Raw genomic sequence first — 11070 nt, forward strand, 5'->3', positions numbered from 1 at the left:
CTGCTCCTGGCAGGACCTGACAAATCCATCTAGCCCCTGCTGGCCACACGCTATTGGCAAGCCTAGCAAAGGCTGGCGAAGTGTGTGGACTACACGTCAAACACCCTTCGGCGCGCATTCTAGCGCGCCCGTGGAAAAAGCAAAGCTCCATAAACGCCCTACGACTTGTAAGTTTTTTACCTACGTCGCGAACGTGACGGATAAACCGTTTGCCAAGCGCGAAATGCTGAAAATCTGGCAAAAAAATGCCCGGCAAGCCGGGCAAGTTTTTACCGCGTCGCAGTTACAGGTTGTAGCCGCGTTCGTTGTGCTGAGCCAGGTCGAGGCCGACCGACTCTTCTTCTTCGTTGACCCGCAGGCCCATCACCACATCCAGCACCTTGAGGATCACGTAGGTGACGATGGCGGTGTAGACCACGGTGAAGATCACGCCCTTGGCCTGGATCCAGACCTGCATGCCGATGTCGGTGACGGTACCGAAGCCGCCCAGCGCCGGGGCTGCGAACACACCGGTGAGGATCGCACCGATGATGCCACCGATGCCGTGCACGCCGAAGGCATCCAGCGAGTCGTCATAGCCGAGCCTGCGCTTGAGGGTGGTGGCGCAGAAGTAGCAGATCACACCCGAAGCCAGGCCGATCACCAGGGCGCCCATCGGGCCCACGGTGCCTGCAGCCGGGGTGATGGCAACCAGGCCGGCAACCACACCCGAAGCGATGCCCAGGGCGCTGGGTTTGCCGTGACCGATCCACTCGGCAAACATCCAGCCCAGCGCAGCAGCGGCGGTGGCGATCTGGGTGACCAGCATGGCCATGCCAGCGGTGCCGTTGGCAGCGGCGGCGGAGCCTGCGTTGAAGCCGAACCAGCCGATCCACAGCATCGCCGCGCCCATCAGGGTGTAGCCCAGGTTGTGCGGGGCCATCGGGGTGGTCGGGTAGCCCTTGCGCTTGCCCAGTACCAGGCAGCAGACCAGGCCTGCAATACCGGCGTTGATGTGCACCACGGTGCCGCCGGCGAAGTCCAGTACGCCCCAGTCCCACATCAGTGCACCGTCACCGCTCCACACCATGTGCGCGATCGGCGCATACACCAGGGTGAACCAGATGCCCATGAACACCAGCATCGCGGAGAACTTCATGCGCTCGGCGAAGGCACCCACGATCAGTGCCGGGGTGATGATGGCGAAGGTCATCTGGAAGGTGATGAATACCGCCTCAGGGAAGAGTGCAGTGGCCGACGTCAGGTTCTCGGGCGTGACGCCGCTGAGGAAGGCCTTGGAGAAGCCGCCGACGAAGGAGTTGAAGTTGAGCACGCCCTTTTCCATACCGGTGGTATCGAAGGCCATGCTGTAGCCGTAGACGACCCACAGAATGCTCATCAGGCCGGTGATTGCAAAGCACTGCATCATCACCGACAGCACGTTCTTGGAACGCACCATGCCGCCATAGAACAGGGCCAGGCCCGGGATAGTCATGAACAGCACCAGCGCCGTTGCGGTCAGCATCCAGGCGGTGTCGCCGGAGTTCAGCGCTGGGGCAGCTTCCTCTGCCAGGGCAAGCCCGGGCATTACGAGGGACAATAGGGCTCCTAGCCCTGCGATCTTACGCAGAGTCATGTTGTTTTCTCCTGGGGCGTTGGGTTTGGTGAGGCGTTGTTGTTGCTTAGATCGCGTCGGTATCGGTTTCGCCGGTACGGATGCGGATCGCCTGCTCCAGATTCACCACGAAAATCTTGCCGTCACCGATCTTGCCGGTGTTGGCTGCCTTGGTGATGGCTTCGATTACCCGATCAAGGTCCTTGTCATCGATGGCGACATCGATCTTCACCTTGGGCAGGAAATCGACCACATATTCAGCACCGCGATACAGCTCGGTGTGGCCCTTCTGCCGGCCGAAGCCTTTGACTTCAGTAACAGTGATGCCCTGCACGCCGATTTCCGACAGCGACTCGCGCACGTCGTCCAGCTTGAACGGCTTGATGATGGCTGTGACTAGCTTCATGAAACTCTCTCCCGATTTGGTGGACTTGCCCCAGGAAAACAAACCCGTCTCAAGTCTAAGCGCAGCGGTTGGCTTTGTAACGCGTCGTCGGCATCCGGCTCCGCGTGCGCACTGCTTGGTCACAAGGAACTGCATCAGTGCATGGCTCGTACAGGTCTTTGCAGAAACCTTGCCAGTTCCGGCAAACGGCCGGAAAACAGCGAGTTATGTGAAAGGGTCGGGATTGGCCAGTCGCCAGCATGGAAAACATGCACAGTTTCGGTGCGCCCAGGCAGGGCGCATTGCGCGAAAAATGTGCAACTGATTGAAAACCGCTCCCACAGGCCGATGCCACAAGCCGCTCCCACAAGGGCCAATGTGCACTCAAGCGTCAGGTTTGTGCGTGGTACACTGCCGGCCATTCTCAGTTTCAGCGGACTGCCCCATGCTTGCGCCCAAAGCCCTTCTCGATGCCCTGAGCGACCAGGCCTCGCGCCTGTTCAGCAGCGATACCGCCCAGCCCCGTGCAGAACTCGAAAGCCAGTTCAAGGTGCTGATGCAAGGTGCCTTCAGCAAGCTGGACCTGGTCAGCCGTGACGAATTCGACAGCCAGATGGTCGTGCTGGCGCGCACCCGTGCTCGCCTCGAGGCGCTGGAAAAACAAGTAGCCGAGCTGGAAGCACGGATGCCCCCCGAAGCGCAGGACTAACATGCGATACACAGCGCTTTCCCATGAAAGTCAGCGCACATAATGTTTAAGGCAAAGTCACCAACGTTCAGCCCGGCGCGGTCAATGCCACGGTATCAGGCCGAGGCTCGCAGGCGTGCCGGCTCGGATACTGCCTGTTTCGGCGGCAGCTCGCTGGGATGCAAGGTGCCGCGAAACAGGGCCGCACCACACTGGGTAACCAACGTCTTCACCCGGTTGTGTGAGTTGAGGATTTTGGCCTGGATGCCTTCAATGGCCGAATCCCCTGGCTGCAAGCTGACTGCCCGGTTGGCCCATTCGATGGCAGCAAAACGGCTCTGCTTGCGGGTGCCGCGCCCCTGCATCCAGGCCAACCCCAGTTCGGCGCTGGCGCGCCCGGCAACCCACGGGTCCGGGTGCTCGACAAGGCTCGACAGGTAGGCGACGGCCTCGGCCCGCTCCTGAGCTTCGCCAAATTGGCGCAACAGAATACCCAGGTGCAAGCGCGCGCGAGCATTGGTCTGCGGATTACCCAACGCATCGACCAGCAGGCGCCTGACGGCCAGCATGGCACTTCGCTCATTCAGGTCCTCATCACCCTCCATGCGCAGGCAGGCGAGGTTGTACTTGGCCTGCCTGCTGCCCGCCTCTACCGCACGCTGCAGCCAATGCTCAGCCGCCTCGTCATCCAGATAGTCCGCCGGGGTGTTGCCCAGGCCGCCGCTGTGCAGCTCGTACAAGCCAAGGGCAGCCCCCGGCAAGCTCAGCTCGGCGCAGCGCTCATACAGGTAACAAGCCACCTCATGCCGGTTGGCAGCCCACAGCAGCCGCGCCACAGCGAGCACCTCGAAGCCTGGCGCGAGGCCCGCGCGCTGGCGCTTCACCGCCACCTGCGACCACAGCCTTGCCTGCTCGGCCGAGCGTGGCAGCCCCCATAGGCCGAAGCGATGACCGGCAGCACGCATTGCACAGGCGCCAGCATGCGAGCGGCCTTCACACAGGCGTTCGATGGCGGTGCGCAACAGTTGATGTTCATCTGCCATGCCATCGCACAGTATCAGCCCGACCAAACAGCGAAAGGGCTCGCCCATGGCTGGGATGGCACCGTGATCGGCGTTGCAGGCCAAGCTCGCGGCGAAATCGCGCATACCGCCGGCATGGTCTTGCAAGGCACTGCTACGCAGCGCGCCACGCCAAGCCAGCACTACGGCGCTTTCCCTGGGCCTTAGCGGGCGTTGCAACCAGGCATCGAACAGTTGCTGCCAACCGGCGACGGCCTGCAACTGCTCGGCATGCGGCAGCTTCAGCCGTTCTTCGACGGCCATCCAGCGCAACGCATTGCGCAGCGCTTCGTCCCATGCCTCGCACAACGGTCCATCAGCCAACAGCTCCAGCGCATCGAAACTGGCACCCCAACGGGGCAGCAGGTAAACGGCGAGGGCCTTGACCGCTTCGAAACAACCTGGGCGGGCCACCAGCGCATGGCGCAACCAGTAATAGCGCGGTGCTTCGTTTTCGTGATCTGCCCGCCTGCTCAGGCATGCCGGTAACGCTTGGGGCAGCTCGGCCAGGGGCAGCAGCCCGTGCTTCACCAGTAAGGGTGCCGCGGCTTCCTGCACTTCCACATCGGCATGGGCACTGGGCCTGTACCGCGCAGGTTGCCCCTGAAACAGTTCGATCAACCAGCCAGGCTCGCGCAGATGCGCACTGACACGCAGCATGCCAATGGCCGCTGCCACGGGTTGTGCGCAGCGGTCCATTGCGCGCAACAGGTGCGCGGTCGCGGTTTCACACATTTGCTCAACGGCCAGCAAGCGTGCAGCGTTGCGTTGGCCACCATCCTGCACCTGGCAGGCCCGGTGGAAGCAGTGCATGCCCATTACCACCTGCGGGTGGTAAGCCTTGGGGCAGGCATCAACCCAGGCTTTGAGCACTTGGCTCAGGGCCCTGTCACCCTGGTTTTCCAGGTCAACCAGCATGTGCCCTTCGATGGCCGCCAGGTAGGCCGGAAATTCGCCAGGCGCGGCTTGGCGCCATTGCGCCTCAAGGCTGTCAAAAAAGCGGGTGAGTTCAATGAATGAATTGGCCTGCACCAGTTCGCGGATGACCTGGCGCGTGCGGGTGAGCGTTTGCACGGCGCAATACCTCAAGTCCATTTGAAAGAAGACGCTGTGCCATCCCATGGCAACGGCATTTGCCGAACAACACTAAGCCATACCGGGCACCTGCGCAAAGATTATTGGATCCATTTTTTGCCGAATTTTAGGAAAACACAGGGAAAAACCCTGCCCTGTAAAACCACGACGCACACTTGTTGCGCCTGCCGTGGCAACCATCGCTATCCTTGACCAGGCCGCAGGAAGCGGCCCCTTTCAGCGACAACGGAGCGTCCATGTCCCTAGCCCTCGTCCACAGCCGCGCCCAGGTAGGTGTGCAGGCACCTTCGGTCAGCGTCGAAACCCACCTGGCAAACGGCCTGCCCCATCTCACCCTGGTCGGCCTGCCAGAAACCACGGTCAAGGAAAGCAAGGACCGCGTACGCAGCGCCATCGTCAACTCCGGGCTGAACTACCCGCAGCGGCGCATTACCCAGAACCTGGCCCCCGCCGACTTGCCCAAGGATGGCGGGCGCTACGACCTGGCCATTGCCCTGGGCATCCTTGCCGCCGACGGCCAGGTGCCAACGGCCAGCCTTGCAGAGGTCGAGTGCCTGGGCGAACTGGCGTTGTCGGGCAAATTGCGGGCAGTGCAAGGCGTGCTGCCCGCGGCCCTGGCGGCACGCGAGGCGGGCCGGGCGCTGGTGGTTCCGCGCGAGAATGCCGAGGAAGCCAGCCTGGCCGGCGGGCTGGTGGTGTATGCGGTGGGCCACCTGCTGGAGCTGGTCGCCCACCTGAACGGCCAAGTGCCATTGCCGCCATACGCGGCCAATGGCTTGATCCTGCATCAACGCCCCTACCCCGACTTGAGCGAGGTACAGGGCCAACTGGCGGCCAAGCGCGCGTTGATGCTGGCGGCGGCTGGGGCGCACAACCTGTTGTTCACCGGGCCACCCGGCACCGGCAAGACCTTGCTCGCCAGCCGCCTGCCCGGGCTGCTGCCACCGCTGGACGAGCACGAGGCGCTTGAGGTGGCGGCCATCCAGTCGGTCAGCGGGCATACACCGCTGAGCAGTTGGCCGCAGCGACCGTTTCGCCACCCTCACCACTCCGCATCCGGCCCGGCACTGGTCGGTGGCAGCAGCCGGCCGCAACCGGGCGAAATCACCCTCGCCCACCATGGCGTGCTGTTTCTCGATGAACTGCCAGAGTTTGAGCGGCGCGTGCTGGAAGTGCTGCGCGAGCCGCTGGAGTCGGGCGAAATCGTGATTGCCCGCGCCCGCGACAAGGTGCGCTTTCCGGCGCGCTTTCAGCTGGTGGCGGCGATGAACCCGTGCCCTTGCGGCTACCTGGGCGACCCCACTGGCCGCTGCCGCTGCAGCACCGAGCAGATCGCGCGGTACCGCAACAAGCTGTCCGGGCCGCTGCTGGACCGCATCGACCTGCACCTGACCGTGGCCCGCGAGAGCACCACGCTGAACAACCAGCCCTGTGGTGAAGCCAGTGCCGATGTGGCCGCCAGGGTGGCGCAGGCGCGGGAGGTACAGCAGCGTCGCCAAGGGTGTGTGAATGCGTTTCTCGACCTCGAAGGGTTGCGGCGCCATTGCGGATTGGCGGCGGTGGACCAGGCATGGCTGGAGGGGGCCTGCGAGCGGTTGACCCTGTCGTTGCGGGCGGCGCACCGGTTATTGAAGGTGGCGCGGACACTGGCGGACCTGGAGGGTTGCGAGGCGATTGGCCGACCGCACCTGGCCGAGGCCCTGCAGTATCGGCCGGGGAACAGTTAGATTGCCGGGGCTGCAACGCGGCCCTGGAAATTTCAGCCCCACCAGCAGAACCTGCAATTGACAGCGCCCTGCGGCAACTGTCCTTTTTTACGGGACAATGTTTCTCCCGGGCAGCTGATTGTCTGACGCCGCCTCACCCCTCAGAATCGTCGGCCAAACTGTTCAAACGCTGCCCCGGCAGCTCATGGAGTAAGAGCCAATGCCACACGAAGGCAGCCTTCTGCAAACTGCGGTGATCTTTCTGCTTGCCGCAGTCGTCGCCGTCCCCCTGGCCAAGCGCCTGCAATTGGGCGCCGTGCTCGGCTACCTGCTGGCCGGTGTGGCCATCGGCCCGCAAGCACTTGGCCTGATCCGCGACACCGAAAGCGTGGCGCATATCTCCGAGCTGGGCGTGGTCCTGCTGCTGTTCATCATTGGTCTGGAGCTGTCGCCCAAGCGCCTGTGGCTGATGCGCAAGTCGGTGTTCGGTGTCGGTACCGCCCAGGTACTGCTGACCGGCGCGCTGATCGGCGCCATTGCCCTGTTCGGCTTCAGCCAGACACTGCCGGCAGCCATCGTGCTCGGCCTGGGCCTGGCGCTGTCGTCCACCGCCCTTGGCCTGCAGAGCCTGGCCGAGAGCAAGCAGCTCAACGCCCCGCACGGCCGCCTGGCGTTCGCCATCCTGCTGTTCCAGGACATCGCTGCGATCCCGCTGATTGCCCTGGTACCGCTACTGGCCGCCAGTGGGCCGGACGCCAGCCACGGCGACAGCCTGCAACACGGCCTGAAGGTATTCGCCAGCATCGCCGTGGTGATCGTCGGTGGCCGCTACCTGCTGCGCCCGGTGTTCCGCACCGTGGCCCGCACCGGCCTGCCGGAAGTGTCCACCGCCACCGCGCTACTGGTGGTGATCGGCACAGCCTGGCTGATGGAAGAAGCCGGCATCTCCATGGCCCTTGGCGCCTTCCTCGCCGGCCTGCTGCTGGCCGACTCGGAATACCGCCACGAGCTGGAATCGCAGATCGAGCCGTTCAAGGGCCTGCTGCTGGGGCTGTTCTTCATCAGCGTGGGCATGGGCGCCAACCTGCGCCTGCTGCTGGACATGCCGCTGGTGGTACTGGGCCTGACCCTGCTGCTGGTGGCGGTAAAGCTGGTGCTGCTGATAGGTGTCGGGCGCCTGGTCGGTGGCCTGAACAGCGCCAGCGCCCTGCGCCTGGGCATGGTGCTGGCGGCGGGTGGCGAGTTCGCCTTCGTGGTGTTCAAGCTGGGCAAGGACCAAGGCCTGTTCGACACCCAGACCTACGACCTGCTGCTGATGACCATTACCCTGTCCATGGCCATCACCCCGCTGCTGATGCTAGGTTGCGCCCGCGCCCTCAAACGCCCGCAACCGGCGCGTGAAGTGCCCGAGCAGTACAAGCAGATCCAGACGGATACACCGCGGGTGGTGATCGTCGGCATGGGCCGCATGGGCCAGATCGTCGCGCGCATCCTGCGGGCGCAGAAGATCCCGTTCATAGCCTTGGAAACCTCGGTGGACGCCATCGAGATGACCCGCATGTTCGAACAGGTGCCGGTGTTCTACGGCGACCCGCTGCGCCCCGAGGTGCTGCACGCCGCCAAGGTGGGTGAAGCGGAATACTTCATCATCACCATCGATGACCCAGAAGCTGCCATTCATACCGCTGAACGGGTGAAACGCCTGTACCCACACCTGAAAGTGCTGGCCCGGGCACGTAACCGCCAGCATGTGCACAAGTTACTGGATGCAGGCGCCGAGCCGATTCGCGAGACGTTCTACTCCAGCCTGGAGATGACCCGTCGGGCACTGGTGGGGTTGGGCTTGAGCGATGAACAGGCCGCGGACCGTATCGCGCGATTTACCCAGCATGACGAAGAAGTGCTGGTGGCCCAGGGGCAGGTACGCGATGACCGGGCCAAGGTGATGCAGACGGCCAAGGAGGCGCGGGTGGAGCTGGAGCGGTTGTTTGATTCGGATGCGGATTGAGTGGTCAGGCGAACACCAACCGCTCTATTTGAGGATGCTCACGCTGAGCGGCTTGCCAAAGATCGTAAGCTGCCTGTTCGGCAAGGTATTGCCGGGCAGGCCCAAGGCCTGCCAGCTCAAGCCGATAAGCAAGATCGGCAGAAATGGCGGCGCGCCCATTGAGTACGGTGGACAATTGCCCCCGCGAATAGCCGAGGTGGCGAGCTAACTCAGAAACGTTCATGCCAACTGCGGGCAACACATCTTCGCGCAAAGACTCCCCAGGATGGGGAGGATCGAACATAGGCATGACTCAAGCCTCCTAGTGGTAATCCAGATAGTCAACAAGCTCCACATCGGTACCCACGAAGCGGAACACCACTCGCCAGTTACCCGAGACATTTACTGCCCAATAGCTTTCCAGCTTTCCGTGCAGAGGATGAAGACGGTAACCCGGCCGGTTCATGTCTGCTGCGGTTTGTGCAACTTCAAGAGAAGCCAGTAAACGCCGCAAGCGATTCACATGATCTGCACGCACTCCAGACGTGTCACGTTGCTGATGGAGCAGCCTCAGGCCTTTGTGCCTGAAACTTCTTATCATTGATGCTTGAGTGTAAGGTCGCACCTTACACTTTTCAAGCTAGCGTTGACGCTGCGCATGGAGTCACTCCTGAAAAATTTCCGGGTGCTCAGTTTGCTCTTGGCGTGCCCGTTTAGCGCCGTTACGCCTTCCGCTCTTTCATGTAGGAGATTTCCCAAAAAGGGTGATAGCGTGGGGGGCACGTCCTGCTCACCACTTCCTGCGTGAACAGATGACACCGGCAAAAGCCTGTTCCGGAGCAACCTGAATGCGCTCGAAACGGCAGAAGGTTGCTTGAGTCGTTGCGGAAAGGGATTGAGCCACAGCCCATGAATTGATGCTGCCTGTACCGCCCTCTTCGCGGGTGAACCCGCTCTCATCAAACAAAATGCAACCCATTGATTTTCAACCTTCAGGCAGCCACGAGTTGATACCCCAGTTTCCGGGCTTTGCGAAGCAAAGCCCGGACCTGCCGGTCCTGGCTTCTGCTTTCGAACTCCTCAAGACCTTGTTCAACATAAGCCTGCTTCTTGGTTAACAGGTTGTACACCAGACGTGCCAACTGATGCGCAGTGGCTTTGATGGCGCAGCTGGTATCCATTCGAGTCAGCCTGGCTCGGTGCGATGCGCCAATGAAACCCTTGTCGTTACGAGCATTGGATGCGGCCTGTTTGAGTGCTTGAGCTGCTCGATTGACTATTTTGGGCCCGCCACCTGCCAGTCGATGACCGCCGGAGATTCGGGTAGGGGGAGCCAGTCCCAACCAAGAGCAGAAGTGCTGTGAGGACGGGAAGCGTGATAGATCTGTACCGATCTCCCCTGCCAGCACTAACGCAGTGTCCACCCCAATGGTCGGAATTGCGGTTAGGTCCACGCCAAGAACCTTCCACAATGTCTGATGCAATTCAGTCTGCTGGGCGCCGCTTCGGTGTGGGCTTCGTAAAGGCTTATTGGATGGCTCTGGCTTGGTTTGCAGCACTGGCAGCTGCTCTAACGCGGTTTTTATGGCGTCGTCACAATCAGCAATTTGCTGCTCAAGGAAGTCATAGGCAGCCAATTCCTGAGTTAGCGCATGCAAATGCTCGCGCCGCCAATTGCCATGAAGACTCCGAGCGACAGCCTCCTTGCCTGCCTTGATGCGGCGGTCGGTCAGTTCAGCCAGTTGCACTGGGTCCCGTTCCCCTGCGCAGATGGCTCGCAAAATCCTCATGCCAGTTACGCCGGAAATGTCACTGATGACATTGGCCAGCTGGATGTTCATTTGGCTCATGGCCTTCTGCATCCGGTTCAGGGTCTGCGCCTGGTCTTTCACTTTGGAGGCCCGCTGCCTGACCAGTGAGCGGACACAGCAGGTCAGATCATCGGGGCGGAATGCGCCTCTGAGCAGTCCATGAGTCATCAGTTGCCAGATCCATTGGCAGTCCAGAACATCGGATTTGCGCCCGGTGATCTGTCGTGTCGCCCGAGCATTGACGAGGTAAACCTCGAAACCGCGCTCGCTGAGAATCTCGTAAATGGGGATCCAGTAAACGCCAGTGGACTCCATGGCTACGACCTTGATCGCCAGACTTTCGAGCCAATCGGCCAACTTGTACAAGTCGTCGGTAAAGGACGTGAAGGACTGGACTGCGTTGTCGTGTCGAGGGTCGACCGCGACAAAATGCTCTCGGCCACCTACGTCGATCGCAGCGCAATCGGGATGAACGACGGTAAAGCGTTGCTTGGAAGGCTTGCGCGCCATGATGAATCCTCGCAGGATAAAGGGCGCGCGGGGCACACGGTGGCGAAAGGGTTCACTCTCTCATACGTGGTCACAGCTGGTTCAGCTGATGCCTACAGGGACTTCACGCCGATACCGTGCGGATCACTCTCCCACGCGGGTGTGCGCACACACACCAGTGCTGGCTACGATCTCTGTCCCGCGCACACGAACCCTAACAAAGCAAAAGGCGGCTGGCCCTACCGGGCCAGCCG

At 61.9% G+C, this 11070-nt stretch carries 9 protein-coding genes; 3 read left to right on the forward strand and 6 right to left on the reverse strand.

The features are described 5' to 3' along the window. Positions 1-283: 283 nt before the first annotated feature. Together JOY50_RS22625 and glnK are read right to left on the reverse strand one after the other, a co-directional pair. Positions 284-1615: an ammonium transporter gene (locus JOY50_RS22625; protein ID WP_016502193.1), complete on the reverse strand. Its 1332-nt coding sequence runs from the start codon at positions 1613-1615 to the stop codon at positions 284-286. A gap of 46 nt (positions 1616-1661) precedes the next feature. After that, the gene (glnK, locus tag JOY50_RS22630; protein WP_002555808.1) at positions 1662-2000 is read right to left on the reverse strand and encodes a P-II family nitrogen regulator; all 339 of its coding nucleotides are present in this window, start codon (positions 1998-2000) and stop codon (positions 1662-1664) included. Positions 2001-2424: 424 nt separating this feature from the next. Here glnK and JOY50_RS22635 point away from each other — a divergent pair, with 424 nt between their 5' ends. After that, entirely contained in the window at positions 2425-2688 is a 264-nt protein-coding gene (locus tag JOY50_RS22635) for an accessory factor UbiK family protein (protein ID WP_026034671.1), read from the forward strand. 95 nt (positions 2689-2783) lie between these two features. Here JOY50_RS22635 and JOY50_RS22640 read toward each other — a convergent pair whose 3' ends face one another. Next, entirely contained in the window at positions 2784-4802 is a 2019-nt protein-coding gene (locus tag JOY50_RS22640; protein WP_132844765.1) for a DUF4034 domain-containing protein, read from the reverse strand. A gap of 257 nt (positions 4803-5059) precedes the next feature. On the opposite strand from JOY50_RS22640, the gene JOY50_RS22645 reads away from it, so the two are divergent. Together JOY50_RS22645 and JOY50_RS22650 are read left to right on the forward strand one after the other, a co-directional pair. Continuing rightward, complete coding sequence (locus tag JOY50_RS22645) at positions 5060-6550, forward strand: YifB family Mg chelatase-like AAA ATPase (protein WP_132844763.1); 1491 nt, start codon at positions 5060-5062, stop codon at positions 6548-6550. 199 nt (positions 6551-6749) lie between these two features. Further along, positions 6750-8537, forward strand: a complete 1788-nt coding sequence (locus tag JOY50_RS22650) for a monovalent cation:proton antiporter-2 (CPA2) family protein (protein ID WP_138737061.1) — start codon at positions 6750-6752, stop codon at positions 8535-8537. A gap of 4 nt (positions 8538-8541) precedes the next feature. Here the strand turns inward: JOY50_RS22650 and JOY50_RS22655 are convergent, their stop codons facing one another. From JOY50_RS22655 to JOY50_RS22665, 3 genes are all read right to left on the reverse strand, one after another. Beyond that, positions 8542-8826, reverse strand: coding sequence for a HigA family addiction module antitoxin (locus tag JOY50_RS22655; protein ID WP_016502199.1), 285 nt, complete (start codon positions 8824-8826; stop codon positions 8542-8544). Between the two features lie 12 nt (positions 8827-8838). Next, a complete protein-coding gene (locus JOY50_RS22660; RefSeq protein ID WP_132844748.1) occupies positions 8839-9117 on the reverse strand; it encodes a type II toxin-antitoxin system RelE/ParE family toxin in 279 nt (92 codons plus the stop codon). Positions 9118-9508: 391 nt separating this feature from the next. Beyond that, positions 9509-10837: an IS110 family transposase gene (locus JOY50_RS22665; protein WP_243055877.1), complete on the reverse strand. Its 1329-nt coding sequence runs from the start codon at positions 10835-10837 to the stop codon at positions 9509-9511. Between the last annotated feature and the right edge of the window lie 233 nt (positions 10838-11070).

The sequence above is a fragment of the Pseudomonas sp. BP01 genome (assembly GCF_022760795.1).
GTDB lineage: Bacteria > Pseudomonadota > Gammaproteobacteria > Pseudomonadales > Pseudomonadaceae > Aquipseudomonas > Aquipseudomonas putida_Q.

Excerpts from the sequence above, each read along its gene's own strand:
- JOY50_RS22625 (WP_016502193.1), bottom strand. The coding sequence starts at position 1,615 with ATGACTCTGCGTAAGATCGCAGGGCTAGGAGCCCTATTGTCCCTCGTA.
- glnK (WP_002555808.1), bottom strand. The coding sequence starts at position 2,000 with ATGAAGCTAGTCACAGCCATCATCAAGCCGTTCAAGCTGGACGACGTG.
- JOY50_RS22635 (WP_026034671.1), top strand. The coding sequence starts at position 2,425 with ATGCTTGCGCCCAAAGCCCTTCTCGATGCCCTGAGCGACCAGGCCTCG.
- JOY50_RS22645 (WP_132844763.1), top strand. The coding sequence starts at position 5,060 with ATGTCCCTAGCCCTCGTCCACAGCCGCGCCCAGGTAGGTGTGCAGGCA.
- JOY50_RS22650 (WP_138737061.1), top strand. The coding sequence starts at position 6,750 with ATGCCACACGAAGGCAGCCTTCTGCAAACTGCGGTGATCTTTCTGCTT.
- JOY50_RS22655 (WP_016502199.1), bottom strand. The coding sequence starts at position 8,826 with ATGCCTATGTTCGATCCTCCCCATCCTGGGGAGTCTTTGCGCGAAGAT.
- JOY50_RS22660 (WP_132844748.1), bottom strand. The coding sequence starts at position 9,117 with ATGATAAGAAGTTTCAGGCACAAAGGCCTGAGGCTGCTCCATCAGCAA.
- JOY50_RS22665 (WP_243055877.1), bottom strand. The coding sequence starts at position 10,837 with ATGGCGCGCAAGCCTTCCAAGCAACGCTTTACCGTCGTTCATCCCGAT.